The sequence below is a fragment of the Flavobacterium sp. genome, assembly GCF_043722275.1.
Lineage (GTDB): Bacteria > Bacteroidota > Bacteroidia > Flavobacteriales > Flavobacteriaceae > Flavobacterium.
On record NZ_JAYSPC010000083.1, the window covers coordinates 12,665 to 35,932 of the forward strand.

The 23,268-nt window shown below is 31.9% G+C and carries 23 protein-coding genes; 10 read left to right on the top strand and 13 right to left on the bottom strand.

Annotation, left to right across the window (positions count from 1 at the left end; all coding sequences use genetic code 11):
• Positions 1–23: 23 nt before the first annotated feature.
• Positions 24–410: a DUF4258 domain-containing protein gene (locus tag ACHZDT_RS10890; RefSeq protein WP_394774658.1), complete on the top strand. Its 387-nt coding sequence runs from the start codon at positions 24–26 to the stop codon at positions 408–410.
• 176 nt (positions 411–586) lie between these two features.
• Here ACHZDT_RS10890 and ACHZDT_RS10895 read toward each other — a convergent pair whose 3' ends face one another.
• On the bottom strand, positions 587–1,252 hold the full coding sequence (locus ACHZDT_RS10895) for a uracil-DNA glycosylase (RefSeq protein WP_394774683.1): 666 nt from the start codon (positions 1,250–1,252) through the stop codon (positions 587–589).
• Between the two features lie 131 nt (positions 1,253–1,383).
• On the opposite strand from ACHZDT_RS10895, the gene ACHZDT_RS10900 reads away from it, so the two are divergent.
• On the top strand, positions 1,384–3,549 hold the full coding sequence (locus ACHZDT_RS10900) for a DNA mismatch repair protein MutS (protein ID WP_394774659.1): 2,166 nt from the start codon (positions 1,384–1,386) through the stop codon (positions 3,547–3,549).
• 437 nt (positions 3,550–3,986) lie between these two features.
• Complete coding sequence (locus tag ACHZDT_RS10905; RefSeq protein ID WP_394774660.1) at positions 3,987–4,400, top strand: thiol-disulfide oxidoreductase DCC family protein; 414 nt, start codon at positions 3,987–3,989, stop codon at positions 4,398–4,400.
• 521 nt (positions 4,401–4,921) lie between these two features.
• On the opposite strand, the gene ettA is transcribed toward ACHZDT_RS10905, so the two are convergent.
• From ettA to holA, 3 genes are all read right to left on the bottom strand, one after another.
• The gene (ettA, locus tag ACHZDT_RS10910) at positions 4,922–6,613 is read right to left on the bottom strand and encodes an energy-dependent translational throttle protein EttA (protein ID WP_394774661.1); all 1,692 of its coding nucleotides are present in this window, start codon (positions 6,611–6,613) and stop codon (positions 4,922–4,924) included.
• A gap of 90 nt (positions 6,614–6,703) precedes the next feature.
• A complete protein-coding gene (locus ACHZDT_RS10915; RefSeq protein WP_394774662.1) occupies positions 6,704–6,880 on the bottom strand; it encodes a CAL67264 family membrane protein in 177 nt (58 codons plus the stop codon).
• A gap of 73 nt (positions 6,881–6,953) precedes the next feature.
• The gene (gene holA / locus ACHZDT_RS10920) at positions 6,954–7,958 is read right to left on the bottom strand and encodes a DNA polymerase III subunit delta (RefSeq protein ID WP_394774663.1); all 1,005 of its coding nucleotides are present in this window, start codon (positions 7,956–7,958) and stop codon (positions 6,954–6,956) included.
• A 97-nt stretch (positions 7,959–8,055) separates the two neighbouring features.
• Between holA and ACHZDT_RS10925 the strand changes: the two genes are divergently transcribed.
• From ACHZDT_RS10925 to ACHZDT_RS10935, 3 genes are read left to right on the top strand one after another with little or no spacing between them, the layout of a single operon-like run.
• Positions 8,056–8,502 (top strand): type I restriction enzyme HsdR N-terminal domain-containing protein, encoded by a 447-nt coding sequence (locus ACHZDT_RS10925; RefSeq protein WP_394774684.1) that lies wholly within the window; start codon positions 8,056–8,058, stop codon positions 8,500–8,502.
• Positions 8,503–8,526: 24 nt separating this feature from the next.
• Positions 8,527–9,546, top strand: a complete 1,020-nt coding sequence (locus tag ACHZDT_RS10930) for a glycosyltransferase family 2 protein (protein WP_394774664.1) — start codon at positions 8,527–8,529, stop codon at positions 9,544–9,546.
• A 34-nt stretch (positions 9,547–9,580) separates the two neighbouring features.
• Positions 9,581–10,414: a flagellar motor protein MotB gene (locus ACHZDT_RS10935; protein ID WP_394774665.1), complete on the top strand. Its 834-nt coding sequence runs from the start codon at positions 9,581–9,583 to the stop codon at positions 10,412–10,414.
• A 230-nt stretch (positions 10,415–10,644) separates the two neighbouring features.
• Here the strand turns inward: ACHZDT_RS10935 and ACHZDT_RS10940 are convergent, their stop codons facing one another.
• The 4 genes from ACHZDT_RS10940 to ACHZDT_RS10955 all read right to left on the bottom strand — a co-directional run bounded on the left by ACHZDT_RS10940 (position 10,645) and on the right by ACHZDT_RS10955 (position 15,655).
• Entirely contained in the window at positions 10,645–11,265 is a 621-nt protein-coding gene (locus ACHZDT_RS10940) for an L-threonylcarbamoyladenylate synthase (protein ID WP_213296732.1), read from the bottom strand.
• A 230-nt stretch (positions 11,266–11,495) separates the two neighbouring features.
• Positions 11,496–13,832: an ATP-dependent helicase gene (locus ACHZDT_RS10945; RefSeq protein ID WP_394774666.1), complete on the bottom strand. Its 2,337-nt coding sequence runs from the start codon at positions 13,830–13,832 to the stop codon at positions 11,496–11,498.
• A gap of 623 nt (positions 13,833–14,455) precedes the next feature.
• A complete protein-coding gene (locus tag ACHZDT_RS10950; protein ID WP_394774667.1) occupies positions 14,456–14,761 on the bottom strand; it encodes a hypothetical protein in 306 nt (101 codons plus the stop codon).
• A 123-nt stretch (positions 14,762–14,884) separates the two neighbouring features.
• Positions 14,885–15,655, bottom strand: a complete 771-nt coding sequence (locus tag ACHZDT_RS10955; RefSeq protein ID WP_394774668.1) for a sulfite exporter TauE/SafE family protein — start codon at positions 15,653–15,655, stop codon at positions 14,885–14,887.
• 125 nt (positions 15,656–15,780) lie between these two features.
• Between ACHZDT_RS10955 and ACHZDT_RS10960 the strand changes: the two genes are divergently transcribed.
• Complete coding sequence (locus ACHZDT_RS10960; protein ID WP_394774669.1) at positions 15,781–16,302, top strand: hypothetical protein; 522 nt, start codon at positions 15,781–15,783, stop codon at positions 16,300–16,302.
• Between the two features lie 85 nt (positions 16,303–16,387).
• On the opposite strand, the gene ACHZDT_RS10965 is transcribed toward ACHZDT_RS10960, so the two are convergent.
• The 3 genes from ACHZDT_RS10965 to ACHZDT_RS10975 form a co-directional block, all read right to left on the bottom strand.
• Positions 16,388–17,293 (bottom strand): patatin family protein, encoded by a 906-nt coding sequence (locus ACHZDT_RS10965; protein ID WP_394774670.1) that lies wholly within the window; start codon positions 17,291–17,293, stop codon positions 16,388–16,390.
• A gap of 152 nt (positions 17,294–17,445) precedes the next feature.
• Entirely contained in the window at positions 17,446–19,512 is a 2,067-nt protein-coding gene (locus ACHZDT_RS10970; RefSeq protein WP_394774671.1) for a M1 family metallopeptidase, read from the bottom strand.
• A gap of 6 nt (positions 19,513–19,518) precedes the next feature.
• Positions 19,519–20,244 (bottom strand): transposase, encoded by a 726-nt coding sequence (locus ACHZDT_RS10975; protein ID WP_394774672.1) that lies wholly within the window; start codon positions 20,242–20,244, stop codon positions 19,519–19,521.
• A gap of 89 nt (positions 20,245–20,333) precedes the next feature.
• Between ACHZDT_RS10975 and ACHZDT_RS10980 the strand changes: the two genes are divergently transcribed.
• From ACHZDT_RS10980 to ACHZDT_RS10990, 3 genes are read left to right on the top strand one after another with little or no spacing between them, the layout of a single operon-like run.
• Complete coding sequence (locus tag ACHZDT_RS10980) at positions 20,334–21,071, top strand: diphthine--ammonia ligase (protein WP_394774673.1); 738 nt, start codon at positions 20,334–20,336, stop codon at positions 21,069–21,071.
• A 4-nt stretch (positions 21,072–21,075) separates the two neighbouring features.
• A complete protein-coding gene (locus ACHZDT_RS10985; RefSeq protein WP_394774674.1) occupies positions 21,076–21,477 on the top strand; it encodes a hypothetical protein in 402 nt (133 codons plus the stop codon).
• Between the two features lie 29 nt (positions 21,478–21,506).
• Positions 21,507–22,013, top strand: coding sequence for a hypothetical protein (locus ACHZDT_RS10990; RefSeq protein ID WP_394774675.1), 507 nt, complete (start codon positions 21,507–21,509; stop codon positions 22,011–22,013).
• An 83-nt stretch (positions 22,014–22,096) separates the two neighbouring features.
• On the opposite strand, the gene ACHZDT_RS10995 is transcribed toward ACHZDT_RS10990, so the two are convergent.
• Positions 22,097–22,645, bottom strand: coding sequence for a DUF1697 domain-containing protein (locus ACHZDT_RS10995; protein WP_394774676.1), 549 nt, complete (start codon positions 22,643–22,645; stop codon positions 22,097–22,099).
• 83 nt (positions 22,646–22,728) lie between these two features.
• The gene (locus ACHZDT_RS11000) at positions 22,729–23,160 is read right to left on the bottom strand and encodes a hypothetical protein (protein WP_394774677.1); all 432 of its coding nucleotides are present in this window, start codon (positions 23,158–23,160) and stop codon (positions 22,729–22,731) included.
• Between the last annotated feature and the right edge of the window lie 108 nt (positions 23,161–23,268).

The window sequence follows — 23,268 nt, forward strand, 5'->3', positions numbered from 1 at the left end:
TACCTTTGCAAAAAAATTACTTCATGAAGTTCGTACACCGTTTTGCCTATTATTTGATTGGTTTAGTTATGGGATGCTTTTTTGTAGCCCTTGTTTTTAGTGGAAAAGATACTCGTTGCAATTACTTCCCGAATGCTCGAGTTTTAAATAGTTTACGCACAAAACCTTTTCAATATTCTGAAAAAGCAATTAAGACTTTAAACGAAAAATGGGTCGACACATCAGACGTACGAAAAACATTGACTTATGGCGATATTGATTTTGACCAAAGTAATATTCCTTTCAACAAAGGAAAACTATATATCATCGAAGGAAAAACAGCCAATAATCAAGAGATTATCCTTAAAGTAATCAACTACGAAAATAAAGCTATTCTTGACGAGATTATTAAAAAACCTTTAGAAAAATAGTCACAAAATTATAATATCAAAGTTTTTTTTGTCATTTCGAGGAACGAGAAATCACATCCAGAGCGTGACATACTGTATGTAAATTACTAGTGTGATTCCTCTTTCCTCGAAATGACAAGATAAACAGAATTTAAACCACTCTTATATTGATTTATATAACTTATATGGTTTAAAATTTACCATTCAATTTCTTTCATTCCCTTCGATTTTAAAAAATCATTTGTTTGGCTAAAATGTTTATTCCCGAACCAAAAACCTCTATTTGCACTCAGAGGAGATGGATGTCCTGATTTTAAAATATGATGTTTTGATGCATCAATCAATGCAGCTTTCTTTTGGGCAAAACCTCCCCATAATAAAAAAACAACATTTTCAGTTTCAGCAGAAATTTGCTTAATAACAGCATCTGTAAATTTTTCCCAGCCTTTTCCCTGATGACTTCCGGGTTCAGATTGTCTAACTGTCAAAGTAGCATTTAAAAGAAAAACACCCTGATCTGCCCAGCGTTCTAAATTACCTGTTTTAGGAATTGGCTTATTTAAATCCGTTTGAATTTCTTTAAAAATATTTTGAAGTGATGGAGGAAATAGAATTCCGTCATTTACAGAAAAACACAAACCATTTGCCTGATTAGGTCCATGATAAGGATCTTGTCCAATAATTACAACCTTAACCTGGTCAAAATGACAATGATCAAAAGCAGAAAAAATCTGATTTCCCTTTGGATAACAAACCTTCGTGGCATATTCAGATTTTACAAAATCAATTAATTCGTTGAAATATGGCTTTTGAAATTCTTCATTCAAAACCGGCTTCCAGGAATCATGCATTTTTACGTCCATACTTTTTTTTAATGCTAATTTCCGAAATATTTTATTTAAATCATATTTACCAATCATAAATTTAGATAGAAACTTTGTAGAATTGAATACTAATGTTTTCGTACTTTTGTGTACTTTGTTAAAGAAAATAAATGATATCCATTACCGAAAAAACATTACAAGATTTACAATTCCCAACAGTTCTCGAAACCATTTCGGCAGGCTGTAACACAGATATAGGAAAAGAAAAAGCTTTAAATATAACCCCATTTAGAGATAAGGAGACTTTGATGCAGGCTTTGATGCAAACATCAGAATATGTTTCGTCTTTTGAAAATAACAACGCCATTCCCAATCACGGATTTGACGCCATTACGCACGAAATAAAGTTTCTTGCAATAGAAGATAGTTTCCTTGAAGTAGGAAGTTTTAGAAAAATTGCCACACTTTCATCAACGGCAAATGTGTTGCTGACTTTCCTGAAAAAGTTTGATGATTATTATCAAAATCTAAATGCAAGAGCTTCCAGAGTTGAATATACTAAAGATATTGTCACTTTAATTGACGCCATTGTTGACAAATACGGTGAAATCAAAGACAATGCCTCACCTGCTTTATTGAGCATTCGTCAAAATATGAATATCGTTCGCGGTAAAGTAAATCAGAGTTTTGGAGTTGCGCTTACACAATACAACAGTCTTGGGTATCTTGATGATATTAAGGAAAGTTTTGTTCAAAACCGTAGAGTTTTAGCAGTTTTAGCAATGTATCGTCGTAAAGTAAAAGGTTCAATTTTAGGAAGTTCCAAAACCGGAAGCATCGCTTATATTGAACCCGAAACCACTTTACAATATTCAAGAGAACTTGCTAATCTGGAATACGAAGAGAAAGAAGAAATTACACGAATTTTAAAGCAGCTATCAAATGCTATTCGTCCGTTTTTACCAATACTAATTGAATATCAGGAATTTTTAAGTGATATTGATGTCGTCTCAGGAAAAGCAAAATATGCGAATAGAATCAACGGAATCCTACCTGCAATTACAGAAGAAAGAAGATTATTTTTCAGAGAAGCATATCACCCAATTTTGTATTTGAATAACAAGCAAAAAAACGAGATTACGCATCCTCAAACTATTGAATTAAAACAAGATAACCGAATAATTGTTATTTCAGGACCTAATGCGGGAGGAAAAACAATATCGTTAAAAACGGTAGGTTTATTACAATTGATGTTACAATCCGGAATGTTGATTCCAGTTCACGAGCGAAGTGAAACTTTCTTGTTTGACAGAATTCTAACTGATATTGGAGACAATCAATCTATTGAAAATCATTTAAGTACTTATAGTTACCGATTAAAAAACATGAATTATTTCTTGAAGAAATGCAACCAGAAAACCATGTTTTTAATTGATGAATTTGGTACAGGTTCTGATCCTGAATTGGGTGGCGCTTTGGCAGAAATTTTCCTGGAAGAATTTTACCATCGTGAAGCTTTTGGAATTATCACAACGCATTATTCAAATTTAAAAATTCTGGCTAACGAATTGCCTTTTGCTACAAATGCGAATATGATGTTTGATGAAAAGTCGCTTGAACCAATGTACAAACTGGCTTTAGGTCAGGCAGGAAGTTCGTTTACTTTTGAAGTTGCCTTGAAAAATGGAATTCCGTTTGGATTAATCAATCGTGCCAAAAAGAAAATCGAAGTCGGAAAAGTTCGTTTTGATAAAACAATTGCAACACTTCAAAAAGAGCGTTCGAAATTAGAAAAAACTTCTATCAATTTAAAAGAGGAAGAAACCCGAGCACGGGAAGAAGGAAAAAAGATGGAAAATATCAATGTAAAAATTAAACAAAAACTGGAAAGCTATCAGGAATTATATGACAGCAACCAAAAGACAATTTACATTGGTCAAAAAATTGAAGATATTTCTGAGAAATATTTTAACAATAAGAACAAAAAAGAACTTATTGGAGAATTTTTGAAAATTATCGAAATCGAAAATTCAAAACGTAAAAAAGCAACTCCAAAAGAAGCCAAAGCCATAATCGAAAAGAAAAAAGAAGTTATAGCGGAAGTTTCTGTTCAGGTTGAAGAAATTCGAAAAGAGAAAAAAGAAAAGAAACTCAAACCTGTTGTCGAAAAACCAAAAGCAATTTTAAAAGTTGGTGACAGAGTGAGAATGTTAGAAGGAAGATCTATAGGAAGTATCGATTCGATTGAGAAAAATAAGGCAACGGTAAATTACGGAATCTTTACTTCAAAAGTAAGTTTAGATGAATTAGAATTAGTTGAAGCTGCTAAAAAGTAGTTTTTCAGTTTTCGGTCTCAGTTTTCAATACAAAAAATGTGAAAATTGCTCAAAAATTAAAATAAAGATATTTGTGAAAAGATTTTTTAAAAAATAATCGTGAAGATATTTAATTAAAATAAATGGCTTAAATTTTATTTATGAAAGCCGTTTTTAATTTGCAAAATTTATTGATTTTTTATTTTTAATAGATATAACATATACCACTAAAAAACCTTTATAAAGTTTTTTAGTGTTCGTTTGAAAATGTCCATAATCTTGTCATCTCGACGAAGGAGAAATCACACACGCAACTCGACAAAAGTTGATGACAGTCTGTACGGAATTACTAATGTGATTTCTCCTTCGTCGAAATTGACAAAAATATACGACAAGCTTGTCAAAATTTAAAACTTGACAAAGCTGTAAAAAACTTTAAACTTGAAACCTTTCCTCAAATGCAAGATTTACCAAAACATAAAAAAATAATTCTCTTTGACGGAGTTTGCAATTTATGCGATGGCGCAGTTCAGTTTATTATTAAACATGATAAAAAAGATATTTTTCGTTTTGTGGCTTTGCAATCAGAATTAGGAAACGAGATTTGTAATTATATTGGTGTCGATCAAACTAAAATTGATAGTATTATTTTGTATAATCCCGGAGTTGCTTATTATTATAAATCATCGGCAGTTATTGAAATTGGTGAAGATTTGGGTGGAATTTATAACTTGATTGTTTTTTTTAAAATTTTTCCGGAAAAATTTCGAAATTATATTTATGAGTATGTTGCCAGGAATCGTTACAAATGGTTTGGCAAAAAAGAAAGCTGCATGATTCCTACTCCGGAATTGAATGCTAAGTTTTTATAATTATTTGCCCACTGATTTTACAGATTAAACTGATTGACACAGGTTTTTTATTCTTTTTTTATTCTTTTTTATTCGCAATTAATGTCATCCGTGGAACGAGGGATCTCCGCAAGAAACATGACATTCAAATTCACTTTATGTTTTATTTTACGGGACTTCAACTCCGATCAGTCTGACAAATGTTGAATAAAAATTATTGTGAAAACAAATGCCCTAGCCCTGATAGAAACGGAAATCCTTTTTTATTTTTCTTTAAAATAAAAAAGATTGTAGTGAATAGCAGGAAATAGCTCCAAATTATTAAAATGTAAAATTCCAATTCTTCAACGCAATATAGTCATCCCAATTTTTATTAAAAAACATTTTTTTATTTTGACACAGACTAGCTCGACAATTACGGAGATTCTTCGTTCTTCAGGATGACATAAATGACGTTACCTTAAGTGATAAAATAAAAATCCCAAATTCAAATCTATTACAATTTGGAATTTGGGATTTTAAAAATTTGGAAATTTAATTATTTATCTAATTAACTTTCTGTATTTCAGACGTTTTGGAGTTAAATCACCACCTAAACGTTTCTTTTTGTTTTCTTCATATTCAGAGAAACCTCCTTCGAAATAATAAACTTCAGAATCTCCTTCAAAAGCTAGAATGTGCGTACAAATTCTGTCTAAGAACCATCTGTCGTGCGAAATAATTACGGCACAACCTGCAAAATTCTCTAAACCTTCTTCAAGTGCACGAAGTGTGTTTACATCTAAATCATTCGTTGGCTCATCCAGCAAAAGTACGTTTCCTTCTTCTTTCAATGTCATTGCTAAGTGTAAACGATTACGCTCTCCACCAGACAACATTGATACTTTCTTGTTTTGCTCGCCTCCACCAAAGTTGAAACGTGATAAATAAGCTCTTGAATTAACTTGTTTTCCACCCATCATTACTAATTCCTGACCATCGGCAAAATTTTCCCAAATAGATTTATTTGGATCAATGTTAGAGTGTGATTGATCTACATAAGCGATTTTTACAGTTTCACCAACTGAAAATTCTCCACTATCTGTCTTTTCCTCTCCCATAATCATTCTGAAAATGGTTGATTTACCCGCACCATTTGGTCCGATAATCCCAACGATTCCCGCTTGTGGCAAAGTGAAATTTAAATTATCGTATAATAATTTATCTCCAAAAGCTTTGGCAACATTTTTAGCTTCGATAACATTTGTTCCTAAACGTGGACCATTTGGAATATAGATTTCCAAGTTTTCATCCAATTGTTTTTGGTCTTCATTCAATAATTTATCGTAATTCTGTAAACGTGCTTTTTGTTTTGTCTGACGACCTTTTGCCCCCTGACGAACCCAGTCCAGCTCACGTTCTAAAGTTTTTCTGCGTTTTGAAGCTACTTTTTCTTCTTGTGCCATACGGGTTGATTTTTGGTCTAACCAAGAAGAATAATTCCCTTTCCATGGAATACCTTCTCCTCTGTCAAGCTCTAAAATCCAACCTGCCACATTATCAAGGAAATATCTATCGTGCGTTACCGCAATAACAGTTCCTGCATATTGTGCTAAATGTTGCTCTAACCAAAGAACAGACTCAGCATCAAGGTGATTGGTAGGCTCATCCAGAAGCAATACATCTGGTTGTTGCAATAACAAACGACATAAAGCTACACGGCGACGCTCACCTCCTGAAAGGTTTTTGATAGGCGTATCACCTTCCGGTGTACGCAATGCATCCATTGCAATTTCTAATTTTGTATCGATTTCCCAAGCGCCAAGAGCATCAATTTTGTCTTGTAATGCCGCCTGACGGTCCATCAATTTATCCATTTTGTCCTGATCCTCGTAATTTTCAGGAAGACCAAATAAATCATTAATCTGATTGTATTCTTCTAAAACTGCCATAGTTTCAGCAGCTCCTTCACGAACAATTTCGATTACAGTTTTAGAATCATCAAGAATTGGTTCTTGCTCTAAATAACCTACAGTATATCCAGGTTGAAAAACAACATCGCCCTGATAATTTTTATCAACTCCTGCAATAATCTTTAACAAAGAAGATTTTCCTGAACCGTTAAGTCCAAGAATACCAATTTTAGCACCATAAAAGAAGCTCAAGTAAATATTTTTAAGTACTGGCTTGTCTGCTCCCGGATAGGTTTTACTCAATTTCTGCATTGAGAAAATTACTTTCTTATCGTCTGACATTCGATTTATTTTTAATTTAATTTTATTTTTTGTTTGTATTCCAATTGATTTGTATTGCAATTGATATTTGCCGTTGACATTGAATTTTGATTAAACTCTGCCTTTTAAAGCATTAAAAACCCATGCATTTGCTAAAAAACCAACGCCTACTGCTACAAATCCCCAGCCTGATACTTCACTGTATCTAAAAGCGCCAAGACCTATAAGTAACAATCCCATAAGTACCATTATAAAAGTAGCCCATCCTAAAACGGTATTTTTATTCATTCCCATAATTGTGCAATTATTATTTTTAAGTAGTAATTTTTTTAGAGATGCAAATATCGTGAATTTTCACGGCTTAATTAAATATTTTGTACAGCATTTCTTTTAATAAATCTGACTGCGGTAATGCATTGGCTCCTACTCCTTTACTTTTAAGATCTACATCACGTAAAGCTCCTATGATCTGACTGACTTTTCGCATTGGGTAATTTTTTATTGCTAAATCATATTCCTTTAAAAAATAAGGATTCACACCAATAACTGCTGCCACATTTTTAGGATTTTTGTCCTTAAGTCCGTGGTATTTTAAAAGCTGAATAAAGAATCCAAAAACCAATCCGGTTGTCATTACTAACGGATATTCTTTGGGATTATGAGCAAAATTTTCTGCTATTTTATAAGCTTTAAGCTGATTGCGTTCGCCAATTGCTTTTCGAAGTTCGAATACATTATAATCCTTACTAAAGCCTATATTTTCTTCGATGTGTTGTGGCGTTATTACGGTTCCTTGTGGCAAAATAATCTGTAATTTTTCAAGTTCGTTATTAATCTTACTTAAATCTGTACCTAAAAATTCCACCAACATAGCATTTGCTTTTGGATCAATAGTGTATTTTTTTCCCGCAAGTACACGTTTTATCCAATCACCAACCTGATTTTCATATAGCTTTTTACTTTCATAGACAACACCTTTTTGTGCCAGTAATTTGGTTACTTTTTTACGTTTATCGAGTGTTTTGTATTTATAGCAAAAAACAAGAACTGTAGTTTCCATTGGGTTATTTACATAGGATTCTAATTTATCAATTGTTCGTGATAAATCCTGTGCTTCTTTCACAATAACAACTTGACGATCAGACATCATAGGATAACGTTTGGCCGTTGAAACAATATCTTCTACAGATACATCTCTACCATATAATACCGTTTGATTGAATCCTTTTTCTTCTTCTGAAAGTACATTCTGCTCAATATATTCTGATAATTTATCAATGTAATAAGGCTCCTCGCCCATTAAAAAATAAATTGGTTTTATATTTCCTGCCTTAATATCATTAACAATTTTTACAACTTCGTCCATTCAATATTTTTATTTCAAGTTTCAGGTTTTAGGTTTTCGTTTCAATAACTTGAAACTTTAAACTTTGAAACCTCAAACTATTTTATATTTTTGCCTTATGTTAAAACTAAATTTTCCTCTTTATACTTTCCGATTCAAAAATAGCGAAAATAAAGTGTCTATTTTTGATGAAATCAGGAAAAAATTTATCATTCTTACTCCAGAAGAATGGGTTCGCCAGCATGTGGTTCATTATTTAATAGATGAAAAAAAATACCCTAAATCATTAATTAATGTTGAAAAAGTTTTAACAGTCAACGGATTACGAAAAAGATATGATATTGTAGTCTTTAATCCCGATGGTTCTATACATATATTAGTAGAATGTAAAGCGCCTGGTGTGAAAATTTCACAAGCAACTTTTGATCAGATTGCCCGTTATAACATGACAATGAAGGCACGGTTTTTGAATGTGACCAACGGTCTGAATCATTTTTATTGTCAGATGGATTTTGAAAACGAAAAGTATCAGTTTTTGAAAAATTTGCCAGATTATAACGAATAAAATAATATTAAAATAAAATTACTTTTGGATAAAATTGCTGTTGTCATTTTAAATTGGAATGGAGTAAAATTGTTAGAGCAATTTTTACCGTCTGTTGTACAGTTTTCAGAAGGAGCCCAAATATATGTTGCCGATAATGCATCAACAGATAATTCTATAGATTTTATAAGGCAAAATTTCCCCACCATAAAAATAGTTGTAAATAGCGGCAATCATGGATTTGCAAAAGGTTATAATGATGCTTTGCAACATATCGATGCTGAAATTTATGCTTTAGTAAATTCAGATATTGAAGTAACAGAAAATTGGCTGAATCCAATTATTGAAACTTTCGATAATGAAAAACAAACCGCTATAATCCAGCCTAAAATTCTTGATTTTAAAAACAAGGAATACTTTGAATATGCCGGCGGTGCGGGAGGATTTATAGACAAATTTGGTTTTCCTTTTTGTCGCGGACGTATTTTTGATACTGTCGAAAAAGACAATGGTCAATACAATGATAATTGTGAATTATTCTGGGCTTCAGGAGCTTGCTTTTTTATAAGAAGTGAAGTATATCATGAATTAGGAGGATTTGATGAAACTTTTTTTGCTCATCAGGAAGAAATTGATTTGTGCTGGCGTGCTGCAAATGAAGGACATATTATAAAATACAATTCAGGATCAACTGTTTACCATGTTGGAGGAGCAACTTTACAACAGGGAAATCCTAAGAAAACATATCTGAATTTTAGAAATTCACTATTAATGCTTGTCAAAAACTTACCTAAAAAAAGGATGTTTTTTGTCATTTTCTTCAGAATGATTCTGGACGGAATCGCCGGTATCCGTTTTCTTACACAAGGAAAATTTAAGCATACTTTTGCTATTTTACACGCCCATTTTTCATTTTATTGTATATCTTTAAAATACTTACGACAACGTAAAGATTTTCAGATACAGCAATACTATACCGTAAAAAGTATCGTTTACTTGTATTACATAAAGAAATTGCTGGTTTTTAAAGAAATCTTTAACAGTAATCAAAATATTAAGAACTAAATTTGTAATCAACGTTTAATTAAATAAATACCCTATGAGAAAAATAGTAATCGCACTATCAGTATTAATGGCCTTAACTTCGTGTGTATCGAAAAAGGAATACGCAGCTTTAGAAGCTAAGAATAAAGAAATCCAAGATTTATTAAACTCCTGCACAGTAAAATTAAACTCTTGTTTAGAGGAAAAAGCAGGATTAGCAGCGACAGCAAGCAGTTATAAAGAACACAATCAAGACTTAATAAATAGCTCTAAAGATTTAACTGTATTAACAACTAAAGGAGCTGAAAACCTTGAAAAATCTTTAGAAAGTTTAAAAGAAAAAGATTTAAAAATATCAAGACTTCAAGATGCATTAACTAAAAAAGACAGCGTAACATTAGCGTTAGTTACTAGTTTAAAAGGTGCTGTTGGAATCAATGATCCGGATATAGAAATTAACGTAGAAAAAGGTGTTGTATTTATCTCTATTGCAGACAAATTATTATTTAAAAGCGGTAGCTATGATGTAACTGATGCTGCAAAAGGTGTTTTAGCTAAAGTTGCAAAAGTAGTAAACGACAAGCCAGATTTTGAATGTATGGTAGAAGGTCACACAGATAACGTTCCTTACAAAAGTAATGGTGTTTTGTTAGACAACTGGGATTTAAGTGTTAAACGTTCTACATCAATTGTACGTGTTTTAACAAATGACCTTGGTGTTAACCCTGCAAAATTAATTGCTGCTGGTAGAAGTTCATATGTACCATTAGTTGCTAATGATACTCCAGAGAACAAAGCTCGTAACAGAAGAACTCGTATCGTGGTTATGCCTAAAATCGATCAATTCTATGATATGATTGAAAAAGAAATGAAAAAACAACAAAAATAATTTAAAGTTTAAAACTTTATTATACAGAAAAAGCAGGTCAATTGACCTGCTTTTATGTATTCCTAATTTTTTTAATAACCAATTAAATATAAATCAAGAATAGCATTATCTTTAAATTAACTAACTAAATTTTAACTAGTACTAAAGTTAATTATTTATTTCAAATAATTATGCAATTTCAGTTTTTTTTTACAAAAACACCATACAGTAATTTTACACAACTTATGAAATTACAAAATATTCAAATCTCCTTTTCCTTCTCTGATAACAACCGGCTCATAATCAGATAAATCTATAATTGTCGAACCCACGTTATCTCCATAACCTCCGTCAATAACAAGATCAACGATATTTTGCCACTTTTCAAAAATTAATTCCGGATCTGTGGTGTACTCAATTACATCATCTTCATCACGTATAGAGGTTGAAACAATAGGATTTCCTAATTTTCTAACTATTTCTAATGCAATATTATTATCCGGAACACGAATACCAACAGTTGTTTTCTTTTTAAACTCTTTTGGCAAATTATTATTTCCCGGCAAAATAAAAGTGTACGGACCTGGTAATGCCCTTTTTAAAATCTTGAAAGTCGCCGTATCAATCTGACGAACATAATCTGAAAGGTTACTCAAATCATGACAGATAAATGAAAAGTTTGCTTTTTCAAGTTTAACTCCTTTTATTTTTGCAATTTTTTCTAAAGCGCGTGAATTTGTAATATCGCAACCCAAACCATAAACGGTATCAGTTGGATAAATTACTAAACCTCCGTTTTGAAGCACTTTTACCACTTTGGCAATTGCAGCTTCATTAGGTTTATCGGGATATATTTTTATGAACTCGGCCATTTTTTTAGAATAAAGACGTTAGATTATAGAATAAAGACTAATCTTTATTCCTTTTTATTTTTTTTAAAGTAATAACAACATTCCAATTGAATAGATTTAATCTTAAACTAAAAAGATACTTATTCTCTTGAAAAATCATTAAAAATATGAAGGTCGAAAATTAAATTTGGTGATAAAAAATTGACTTTTTAAAAATCTATTTTCTATCATCTTTTTTCTATATTCTTCTCTTACCCTACCACATCTAATTTAGCAAATCTTAGCAACAATTTCTTGATGCCTCCAACTTCAAACTTAATCTCAGCTTTTTTATCAGCACCAACACCTTCCATATTTACCACTTCGCCTTTCCCAAAACGTTCATGCATTACTACATTTCCAATTGTTAAAGAATTATCAAATAAATTAGGAGCAGCATTATTAGGATTTACACCTCCAACCGGTTTTAATTTCCGAATATTTAGATCTGATTTTGGTTCGCTTTCAGTAATGTATTTTGGCGGAGTTGAACCAATCGGTTTTGCTAAACGCAATTTTGATTTATCAACATCTCCAAAGATATCTCCATCAATTTGAGATTTATAACGGTAATTACTTTCCGCAGGAGTTAAATATTCTAAATATTGTCCGTCTATTTCTTCAATAAAACGCGATGGTTCACTATCAGTCAATTTCCCCCAGCGATATCGAGATTGTGCATAAGTTAAATATGCCTGATGTTCTGCACGAGTTAAAGCTACATAAAATAAACGACGTTCCTCCTCTAATTCACTTCTGGTGCTCATACTCATCGCACTCGGAAACAAATCTTCCTCCATTCCCACCACAAAAACATGCGGAAATTCAAGCCCTTTTGCAAGGTGAATTGTCATCAAAGCAACACGATCTTCATCTGATGTATCTTTATCTAAATCAGTTGCAAGCGCTACATCCTCCATAAATTCAGATAATGCTCCTCTTGCACCGTCAATTTCTTTTTGCCCTTCAGTAAAATCCTTTAAACCGTTTAAAAGTTCTTCAATATTTTGAATTTTAGCCATTCCTTCCGGAGTAGCATCTTTTTTAAGTTCCTGAACTAAACCAGTTTTCTTCGCAACATAATCAGTAATATAAAAAGCATCCTGATTTTGATCGATCACCTGAAAACTCTGAATCATCGTCACAAAATCATTTATTTTATTCTTCGTTCCTGTGTTTAATTTCAAGTCAATTTTGTCAATATTTACCATCACTTCCCAAATCGAACGTTTATAGTGATTCGCTGCAATGGTAAGTTTCTCAACAGTTGTATCTCCAATTCCACGAGCAGGATAATTGATTACACGAACCAACGCTTCCTCATCTTTCGGATTAATCACCAAACGTAAATAACACAAAACATCCTTAATTTCCTTACGTTGGTAAAATGATAATCCGCCATAAATTCTATACGGAATATCTCGTTTTCTCAATGCGTCCTCCATCGCACGAGATTGTGCATTAGTACGATACAAAATCGCAAACGAACCGTTATGCAACTGATTCATCATTTTTTGCTCAAAAATGGTACTCGCCACAAAACGACCTTCTTCAGCATCCGTTAAACTGCGGTGTATTTTTATTTTGGCTCCAAAATCATTTGCAGTCCAAACAATTTTATCCAATTTAGTTTTATTATGATCAATAATTGTATTTGCCGCTTCAACAATATTTCGGGTTGAACGGTAATTTTGCTCCAGTCGAAACATTTTCACACCTTCATAATCCTTCTGAAAATTCAGGATATTATTAATATTTGCTCCACGGAAAGCATAAATACTCTGCGCATCATCGCCAACTACACAAATATTTTGAAATTTATCAGATAAAGCCCTAACAATCAAATACTGAGAGTGATTTGTATCCTGGTACTCATCAACTAATATATAACGAAAACGGTTTTGATATTTAGACAATACTTCCGGAAAACGAGTAAGTAATTCATTGGTTTTCAACAATAAATCATCAAAATCCATTGCTCCGGCTTTGAAACAACGTTCTACATATTGCTGATAAATTTCACCCAAACGAGGTCTTTTCGCCATTGCATCAGCCTCTACCAATTCAGGATTATTAAAATAAGCCTTAACCGTAATCAAGCTGTTTTTATAAGTTGAAATTCGACCTAAAATCTGTTTTGGTTTGTAGATATCACGATCTAGCTGCATTTCCTTAATAATGGAAGAAATCAATCTCGCAGAATCCTGTGAATCATAAATAGTAAAATTAGACGGATACCCCAAATGATCTGATTCCGCACGAAGAATACGGGCAAAAATCGAGTGAAAAGTTCCCATCCAGAGATTTTTTGCTTCTGTAGCTCCTACAATATCCGAAATCCTGTGCTTCATTTCACGAGCCGCTTTATTCGTAAAAGTAAGCGACAAAATGCTGAATGCATCAACGCCCTGAGCCATTAAATAAGCAATTCTAATAGTCAAAACACGAGTTTTTCCAGAACCTGCACCAGCAATAATAATCATTGGCCCATCTTTTTGTAAAACGGGTTCTCGTTGTGCTTCGTTCAGCTGGTCAATATATTTTTGCATGAAATTTTTCTCCTTTTTATGCAAAAATAAGAATTATTGATTGAAATAACTACTAAGTTACTAAGGTTGTGAGTCCCTAACTTTTTCTTTTTTTTAAGCCCAAACAATTGGCATTTTATCTAAGCTATTATCTCAAAGCTATCAGAACTAAAATTCATAATTAGCTGAAATTTATTTTTTTTAAAGCACAAACAATTGGCATTTCAAGAAACATAGTTCCCGCTTTCGGCTTTATCTCTCCGTTCCACTTCGAGGATATCGCCTCTATCGGGGCTAGAAAGAAACAATTATTTTTATTGGTAATTTTGAAAGAAAAATACTTCATTTTTATTATTTAATTCTATATTTACAATTAATAAAATGAAATGAAAATAATATTCACAGAGAATGCCGAAAAAACTTATTTTGATATTACTTATAAATATTCTCAAACTAAAGCAGCTTCGTTTTCTACAAAGACAATTATAATTTTAAATTTAATTCAACAAAATAATCAAATCGGTTCAAGGCATAAAAAAACTTCCTACAGGAAGTTTTTAATATCAAATCATGTCTATTTGTTTTACAAAATTGAAATACAGGTAATTTATATTATTGTGTTTTGGGACAATAAAAGAAAACCTTTAGATTTGGATGTTATACTTAGCTCTTAGTTTCTCTTTAAATTCTGAGTAATCAATTGTTCTTCCTGCTTTTATATCGTCCTCACTTTTTTGAAATTCCTGAATTAATATTTCTTCAGGAAACAATAAAGTTGTTATTAACTTTACTTCTTGGTGAGTAAAATTTTTCAATTTTAATTTTCTGTAGTATGTTGCATGTTTTAAGCCTAATTTTTGCATAAAAAACTCAGCCTTATAATATGACTTGTTTATTAATTCAGGTAAATCAGCAATGTATTTTTCGTAATTCTCAACTACTTCTATCATTTTATGATACTTTTAATTGTATAATATAATACAAAGATAACTTATTTTTTGATAATCTGAATTAATTAACAATCAGAACTAAAAAAAATTTAGCAAATTCAGAACCTTAGAATCTCAGCATCTTTAATTCTTAAAAAATACATCATAAGCAAACCGAATTAGCGTACCAATTACCACAACCAAAAAGAAAATCCTAATAAAGCCATTTCCTTTATTAATTGCCAGTTTTGCACCAATCCATCCGCCAAGTCCATTGCTTAATGCCATAGGAATTGCAATTGACCAAATTATTTTTCCTTTTATCATAAACAGACAAATAGAACCAAAATTCGTTGCCAGATTTACCATTTTAGCATTTGCCGAAGCATGTAAAAAATCAAAACCTAAAAGCGCAATAAATGCAACCACAAAAAAACTTCCGGTTCCAGGACCTATAAAACCATCGTAAAACCCCACTATTATACTAATAACAACTGCATACATAATTTGTGTTGCAGCCGAATGATCTTTGGCAACCTGTTGTCCAAAATTTTTCTTTGCATACGTATATACAAACAATAAAGACAAAACTACAAGTAAAAGCGGTTTCATAAAATCATTACTCACCATTGTCAATAAAGTAGAACCCAAAAATGCCGATGGAACAGCTAGACACATCATTATCAAAAGCAACTTCCACTGAATTACTACTTTTTTCATGTATTGAAAAGCGGCAAACGCCGTTCCTGTAAATGCAGGGATTTTCAAAGATCCTACAACAGTAGAAACTGGCAGATTAGGCAACAATATTAATCCCATTGGAGTCTGAATTAATCCGCCACCGCCAACAATTGCATCAATAAATCCTGCCGCAAAAGCAGCCAGGCAAAGTAAAACGATGATATATGTTTCCATTATGATTGTGTTTCAGACAGTTTTAAAAGTTATGGACAAAAGTAGACTTCAATTTTCTTTATTACAATAAAATTTAAAGTGGATTTCTCATCAAAAAGTATATTTTTGTTGAAAAATTGAACCAAATGGATTTTACAAGAATTATAGAATTAGCCAGTTATACTTTACCAGCCATTGTTACCGGATTTGTGGCTTACAGTTTTTTTGAATTGCATATAAAAAACAACGATAAAAAACGTAATTTTTTATTGAACAAAGAAGCTCATAAAGAATCTTTACCAATACGCTTACAAGCTTACGAGCGAATGACTTTGTATTTAGAGCGTATTAATTTGACAAAATTACTAATTAGAATTGTGCCAATTTCACACGGAAAACACGATTATGAAAACTTTGTAATTGACCAGATCGAACAAGAATTCGAACACAATTTAACGCAGCAAATTTATATGTCTGATGAATGTTGGACAATAATTACAACAGCAAAAAACTCAACTATCCAAATCATCCGTAAAGCTGCCATGAGCGATCGTGTTGACAGCGCAGATAAATTAAGAGAGAGAATTTTGAATGATTTATTAGAGAAACAATCTCCAAGTAATGCTGCTTTGGGATATATCAAGAATGAGGTTGCTGAACTGTGGTAGATTTTATTTAAAATTTAGATTTTAGATTGGGTAAAAGAATAATCTATAAATTCCATACAACAATCTAAAATCTAAAATCAACAATCTAAAATGACTTATTATCACTCATAACCTCAGACTTATTTTGAGCGTATTCATAACCTTGTTTCCACCATTCTTTCATGACTTCTTTATTAAAAATAAGTGCATTATCGGTTAATCTTGTTGGAGTGTAATATAAGTTAAGTTTCACATCTTTGCTGTTTGCCATAAGTTTTCCTATAGCAATATCATGTTTTTCAACCTGATCTAAAGCAATTCGGAACAAATCTATCATTAGGGAAAACGGATTTTTACCAATAACCGTTTTTGTCATATTAACTTCGGTTTCAAGAATAATCACGTCAATTTCTGTTGCACCGCGATTAATAGCTTCACGAATAGGCACTAAACTTGAAAATCCACCATCTCCGTATTCGCAATTATCTTTCTCTACCAAACTCATAAACGGAACATAATTACTTGAAATCCAAGACCAGTCACAAAATTCCTCATAAGTACAATCTTTAACCGATTTATACTCAGATTCATTTTTAGTGAAATTAGTAACCGTAACCACAACATCACTTTTAAGTTTTTTGAGATTATTAAAATCAGATATTGAAAAGTTTGATTTAATGTATTTACGCAAACCTTTGCTTTCGCCAAATGTCCTTTTTCCTTTAAAAAACTGACGTAAAACATTAAAGTGATTAATAGTAACAATATCGATTCCATCTTTAACTTTCACCACAAACGGGCAAATATTAAAGATTCCACTCATGGTAACATTGGTGTAAACGGAATGAATTTTTTTGATATGACCAAGTGCCAAATGCGGAATAAGTAAGCTTCCTGTAGAAGTTCCCAAAAACAAATCATATTCGTGATTTTTCTCTTCTATTAAATATTGCGCTACGCCACCGGCAAACGCGCCCTTACTTCCTCCACCAGAAATAACCAATGCTCTCATAAATATAATGTAGGTTTTGTTTTTGGATTTTTTCAGGAGAAAAGAGAGTCAAGAATAAAGAGAATAGACTAAAATCTATATTCCTTATTCTCTTAGATCTATAATCTCGCCTCTAATCTTGATTCTTCAATCTTGCCCCTATTCTCTCGCTTCTAACTTTTCTCAGCCAACAAACGATTCAATTGAAACTGTTCATCGGGTGTCAAATTAGGTAAAATTCTATTAAACGACGCACGCAAATCAGAATTTTTTAATAAAAGTCGGATTGTATCTCTGCCGAATTTTGAAAATTGCCACATATGATGCGTTGTTGCACCAACTAAATTACTGAGAACCTGATCGTTAATAATTTTAAAAGCAATTAGTTTTTCAAGTGCATTTTGTCTGGTGGTGGCTTCATATTTAGTTGAAGAAAAGTCAATTAATTCTGACACTAATACTTCGGGATTATCACTATAATTTTGAGTTGACAATGCTAAAGAAAGCCATAAAGTGCGAAGATTAAAATCATTAAAACCAATCCAGTTTTTAGATTTATCAAGATATTCTTTACGGCGATCAGGAAAGTTTTTCCACAAATAATACAATGCAATTTCCTGAGTCTGATAGGATTTGTCATTTAATAACGTTTCATAACTTGTTCTAAAATTTTCCGGTATTTTAGACATCGAAACGGCAACAGCTTGTCGAACCTGAATATTATTAGTTTGTAAAGCTATTTGTAAAAGTTCTTTTTTAGCTTCGTATTTTTCAGTTTCTAATTGATTTACAATCGCTTCTTTTACAGTTTCATAAACATTAGATTCTAATGTTTTTCTTAAAAAATCTTCCTTTTCCGCAAGATGAGTTTTCTTTAACTTATCAACTTCTAAACGAACCTGGATTGCTTTGTTTTTACTCAATAAAGCATTTGCTGTTGGCGTATCAAAAGTAGTAGATTCCAGCCATGTTTTTTGGAATTGAACCAAATCAAAATCAGATACTTTTTTAATTTCATCAAAAAAGTTTTGCGTGTTCACGTTTTGATAGGCATATTTTTTTAAATAACTTTTAATCGCTTTTTTAAAGGCTTTATCGCCAATAGATTCATGCAAAACAAACAAAGCCCAGGCACCTTTTTCATAAAAAGTCAACGAACTTGCTTTGGCATTCAAGACCGGAATTGTATCTGTTCTGGAAGCAAATTTTATTTGTTGCGCCGTCTCATATAACTTCGAATAAAAAAAATCGTCTCCGTAGATTTCTCTTTCTGCCAAAGCTGCATAATAAGTTGCAAAACCTTCCTGAAGCCAGTGATGCGTGCTGCTTTCAGCCGTAATTAAATCACCAAACCAATGATGCGCCAATTCATGTGCGTCAACATTTGTATAATTTCGATCTGTAAAACCTATTGAATCAACTACATAACGTGTTGCGAAAAGCGTAGTTGTGGTATTTTCCATTCCGGCATATAAAAAATCACGAACCGGAATTTCCCTGTAGATTTCCCACGGATACTTCACTCCTATTTCTTTTTCCAGAAAATCAAAAATACGTTTTGAATATCTGTAAGTGGGTTCAAAACGATTGGCATCTTTATTTTCCAGATAATATTCTAGCGGAATTTTAGATTTTGCCTTGAATTCTTTTTTATCATATTTTCCAATTGCCAGCATTAATAAATACGAACTCATTGGGTTTTCCATTTGATATTGCCAATGAATTAAATCTGCTTGGGGTTTCTTTTCCTTTAAAATTCCGTTAGAAACTACCTGATAATCTTTATTATAAGTAATTCCGAGACTAAAAATTACCTTTTCATTTACATCATCGAAACTCGGAAACCAATTACTCGTATATCTGCCTTGTCCTTGCGTCCAGATTTGAAATTCAGAATTTTCTATGGCAACAAAATATAATGCTTGTTTCGGTTTAACCAAATATTCAAAAGTCAAATGATTTTGCCCTTTTTCGAAATTGCCAATTATTTTTAATTCTTTGCCCGTATTAATATAAATAACATCTTTATTATCAATTTGAACATGAGTAAATTCCATGTTTTTGGCATCGATTTTTATAGTATCAACGGGTTTTAAAACCTCAAATTGATAATCGACAATTCCGGAAACGGACTTTTCGGCTGCATTTAATTTCAATTGTCCGTTAACCGATTTAAAATCGACAAACTGAGTTTGTTGTGCAAAAGCGAAAGTGGTGATGAATAAAAAGATGTATTTCATTGAAAATTAGAGTTTCATAGAATCCGTTTCCCAAGAACTTGGGTTGGTTTTTATATAATTATAAATTGTTTCAAATCTTTTGTAATTGCGAACAATATGATCGTGATAATTGGGTTGCCAAATTGAAACCGATCCGTTGATTTGTCTGGTTGTCACCGATTTGAATAAAGCAACAAATGATGAAATTGAATTGGGTTTTCGGGATAATTGAGATTCCAATTGATTTTGATCATTTTTATGATTTTGATTGAAATTGTGATCCCGATTTTGCCCAAAATTTTCATCAAAATTATTCTCCTGGCGATTCCGTAGAGGCGCACAGCAGCGCGTCTCGCCAAAGATTTGCACATCAGGTATTTCATTATTTTTGGCGACAATTTTTGTCGATATGCTGGACGGAGACGCACTGCTGTGGGCCTCTACGATATGCAAATGTCTATTTTTTGCGTCTATTATTCGCGGTTCCTGAATTTCAATCAATAAATGAATATGATTTGGCATCACAATCCAATTATAGAAAAACCAATTTTTACGAATTTTAATATATTTCAATAATTCATTTTCCACAATTTGGCCATTCTCATTTAAAATCATTTTATCATCTAAAACAGATCCAAAAATGCATTCTCGATTTTTAGTAACCATTGTAATAAAATAAACAGCTTCACCGGCATAATCCCAGTTTTTCAATCTTTTAGAATCAATTTTAAATTTATCTTTAAATAATGTCATTTTTCGGCGTGTAAGAAGTCCAAAGTTACAAAGGTTTCACCAACAAACCGATTCAAATTTGTAAGTTTACAAGAGAAAATTATAACAACGTGTCGACACCCAAAAAAGCATTATTCAACTGGAGCAGCGGAAAAGATTCTGCTTTGGCATTATATAAAACATTGCAAAATCCTGATTTTAAAATCGAATATTTATTAACGAGTGTAAATCAACAATTCCAGCGTATTTCTATGCATGGCGTTCGTGTTAAATTACTTCAAGCACAGGCAAAAAGCATTGGTTTACCTTTAAAAATCATGCAAATTCCTGAAATGCCAACCATGGAAGTCTATGAAAATGTAATGACTGGTACTTTGACCGAATTAAAAAATCAAGGTATTACACATTCTGTTTTCGGTGATATTTTTCTGGAAGATCTGCGTAAATATCGCGAAGATCAATTGGCAAAAATTGGTTTTGAAGGCGTTTTTCCGCTTTGGAAGATTCCGACATTCGATTTAATTCAGGAATTTATTTCGCTGGGTTTTAAAACAATTGTGGTTTGTGTTAACGAACGTTATCTTGATAAAAGTTTTGTGGGCCGAATTATCGATCAGAATTTTATTAATGATTTACCTGAAAACGTTGATGTTTGCGGAGAAAACGGCGAATTTCATACTTTTACCTTTGATGGACCAATTTTCACTGAACCTATAAATTTCGAAATTGGAGAAATCGTTTATAGAAAATATGAAAAACCAGAAACACAAGATTCTTCAAATACGGCATGTGATACAAGTTCAAGTGACGCTTTTGATTTTGGATTTTGGTATTGTGATTTAATTTAAGAAAATGAGACAATTAAATTTTAAGAAATTATCTATACTTTTTTTATTCATTTGCATTGCATTATCGTGTCAAAGTTGTTTGGTGGGCAGATGCAAACGTCCACAAATTATTGGTTATATTTATGATTCAATTACGCGTCAACCCATTGCAAATTGTAAAGTTGGAGAAAATCTAACGGACACAAATGGTTATTTTCAATTAAAAGAACAACGTTATTCTCAGTTTACTTTTATTGGTTATGAAGCGCCGCCAATACTGGTAAATGAGGAAATTTATAAAGAGAATTACGAAAAAAAGTCTATCCAATTATTCAACCCGTTTGGTGGCGGAAACAGAAAAGGAAACATTCATAACGCTGATACAATTTTTCTGAAAAGAATATTGATAACTACGGATTATAAATAATTTAATTTTAAACTTAAAATATTTTAGATATGCCTGTAAAAGAAAGTAGTTTAGAAATAAAAAAGGTTTTACTTTTTCTCAACGAAACTGGAATTGATGTGATTGAAAAAGAATTAGATAACACTTTTTTGCCCGGATTAAGTTTGGGTCCGGATTGCATTTATATCGACTACAATAAATTATTATATCCCGGAGATATTTTACATGAAGCGGGACATTTAGCGGTTACAACTTCTGCTGAAAGAAAACTGGTTGAAACAAAGGAAATAGCACCGGACTGGCCAACTCAAGGTGAGGAAATTGGCGCTATTTTATGGTCTTTCGCTGCATCCAATTATTTAAAATTACCGCTAGATTTCGTATTTCATCCTGATGGTTACAAGGATTCTTCGGATTGGTATATTTCAAATTTTAATGATAAAAATTACATTGGTCTGCCATTTCTGGAATGGATCGGATTATGTTTTAGCGAAGAACGCGCCCTTAAAGAAGGCAAAGAAGCATTCCCGATAATGCAAAAATGGCTAAGAGATTGAGAAAATTAGAAAATTTCTTAATTAGATAATTTGCTACAGATTTCCATGATTAAAATGATTTTCTAATTATCCCGTTTTCAAATCTAATTATTTTCAGAAAACATTGCAAGCAAATTAGTAACCGTATTCCAGTTTCTAATTGTTGCTGTTACATTTAGTTTTTTCTCGATATATTTTTGATCAAATCTTGTTTTTCCAGCTCCAACGGCGTATTTAATAAAAATCCTGTTTCCGTCAATGCTGGCTTCATCAGGTTTGAACTGACTGATTTTAAGATCGTTTATGTTTTCGCTTTTTAAAGCTACAGAAACAAAAGCCACGTACAATTTTTTTGTATCTAAATCTTTTTCTTTTAGGAACGGACTATTCTTAAAACACAATTCAAGATCATCTTTGGTAATAACAACGACAGGAACTTCATGGCCAAAAACTTTAAAAATTTCCTGTTTGATCATAAATCCTACTTTAGAAACGCTATCTTCTTCAGTATCAACAAAAACATTTCCAGATTGCAAATAAGTTCTAACGTTTTGAAAACCAATATTTTCCAACATTGTTTTCAAAGCGTCCATTTTCATCATATTGTGACCAGAAACATTAATTCCGCGTAAGAGTGCTAAGTGTGTTGTCATTTCAAAAATTTAAGATAAAGTAAAGAGTCATTAATAATTTAAAATCTAACTCTTTTTATATCTGCAAACTTACAGCTTTTTTATTATGATTTTTTATATAGCAATCCAGGACCATCACACATTTGCCAGGAACTTTGCAATAAATTATCTTCATTAATAGAAAGAAATTCGGATAAATCTCCCATGCAATTCCCTATGATTGTGCTGCTCTCTTTGTGTGTTAACGCAAAACCGATTGTATTACCTTTTTTTTCAATTATAAATGTTCCACTGGAAGTTGTCGTTATCTTATCTGTTACTCTGGTCTTTACAAAAGTGCCATCAGTATTAAAAACATAATTTTCCTGCCAATCCATTTTAGATCCTGTTGTTTCAGCATTGATTTTATTGCCTGAAATTTTAACTAAAGTCCACTTTCCATAATAATGAGATACAGCTGATCCTTTTGCTTTATCAGTATTTGAACAAGAAATAAGACTTAACGTAAGAATAAGTACAATTGCCATTTTTTTCATTTGTTTTCGTTTTAAAGTTAATATACTTATAAGATTGTCGTTTTGTTAGATGGTTGCTTTAGTTGTGATTTAATAATATAAAACTATAAATAAATATTTTAAAATTCA

What these genes read in the sequence shown, in the direction of transcription:
- ACHZDT_RS10945 (WP_394774666.1), bottom strand. Translation starts at nt 13,832, where the DNA reads ATGCAAAAATATATTGACCAGCTGAACGAAGCACAACGAGAACCCGTT.
- ACHZDT_RS10900 (WP_394774659.1), top strand. Translation starts at nt 1,384, where the DNA reads ATGATATCCATTACCGAAAAAACATTACAAGATTTACAATTCCCAACA.
- ACHZDT_RS10965 (WP_394774670.1), bottom strand. Translation starts at nt 17,293, where the DNA reads ATGAGAGCATTGGTTATTTCTGGTGGAGGAAGTAAGGGCGCGTTTGCC.
- ettA (WP_394774661.1), bottom strand. Translation starts at nt 6,613, where the DNA reads ATGTCAGACGATAAGAAAGTAATTTTCTCAATGCAGAAATTGAGTAAA.
- ACHZDT_RS10890 (WP_394774658.1), top strand. Translation starts at nt 24, where the DNA reads ATGAAGTTCGTACACCGTTTTGCCTATTATTTGATTGGTTTAGTTATG.
- ACHZDT_RS10970 (WP_394774671.1), bottom strand. Translation starts at nt 19,512, where the DNA reads ATGAAATACATCTTTTTATTCATCACCACTTTCGCTTTTGCACAACAA.
- holA (WP_394774663.1), bottom strand. Translation starts at nt 7,958, where the DNA reads ATGGACGAAGTTGTAAAAATTGTTAATGATATTAAGGCAGGAAATATA.
- ACHZDT_RS10955 (WP_394774668.1), bottom strand. Translation starts at nt 15,655, where the DNA reads ATGGAAACATATATCATCGTTTTACTTTGCCTGGCTGCTTTTGCGGCA.
- ACHZDT_RS10915 (WP_394774662.1), bottom strand. Translation starts at nt 6,880, where the DNA reads ATGAATAAAAATACCGTTTTAGGATGGGCTACTTTTATAATGGTACTT.
- ACHZDT_RS10990 (WP_394774675.1), top strand. Translation starts at nt 21,507, where the DNA reads ATGCCTGTAAAAGAAAGTAGTTTAGAAATAAAAAAGGTTTTACTTTTT.
- ACHZDT_RS11000 (WP_394774677.1), bottom strand. Translation starts at nt 23,160, where the DNA reads ATGAAAAAAATGGCAATTGTACTTATTCTTACGTTAAGTCTTATTTCT.
- ACHZDT_RS10975 (WP_394774672.1), bottom strand. Translation starts at nt 20,244, where the DNA reads ATGACATTATTTAAAGATAAATTTAAAATTGATTCTAAAAGATTGAAA.
- ACHZDT_RS10940 (WP_213296732.1), bottom strand. Translation starts at nt 11,265, where the DNA reads ATGGCCGAGTTCATAAAAATATATCCCGATAAACCTAATGAAGCTGCA.
- ACHZDT_RS10960 (WP_394774669.1), top strand. Translation starts at nt 15,781, where the DNA reads ATGGATTTTACAAGAATTATAGAATTAGCCAGTTATACTTTACCAGCC.
- ACHZDT_RS10905 (WP_394774660.1), top strand. Translation starts at nt 3,987, where the DNA reads ATGCAAGATTTACCAAAACATAAAAAAATAATTCTCTTTGACGGAGTT.
- ACHZDT_RS10925 (WP_394774684.1), top strand. Translation starts at nt 8,056, where the DNA reads ATGTTAAAACTAAATTTTCCTCTTTATACTTTCCGATTCAAAAATAGC.
- ACHZDT_RS10950 (WP_394774667.1), bottom strand. Translation starts at nt 14,761, where the DNA reads ATGATAGAAGTAGTTGAGAATTACGAAAAATACATTGCTGATTTACCT.
- ACHZDT_RS10995 (WP_394774676.1), bottom strand. Translation starts at nt 22,645, where the DNA reads ATGACAACACACTTAGCACTCTTACGCGGAATTAATGTTTCTGGTCAC.
- ACHZDT_RS10935 (WP_394774665.1), top strand. Translation starts at nt 9,581, where the DNA reads ATGAGAAAAATAGTAATCGCACTATCAGTATTAATGGCCTTAACTTCG.
- ACHZDT_RS10985 (WP_394774674.1), top strand. Translation starts at nt 21,076, where the DNA reads ATGAGACAATTAAATTTTAAGAAATTATCTATACTTTTTTTATTCATT.
- ACHZDT_RS10895 (WP_394774683.1), bottom strand. Translation starts at nt 1,252, where the DNA reads ATGGACGTAAAAATGCATGATTCCTGGAAGCCGGTTTTGAATGAAGAA.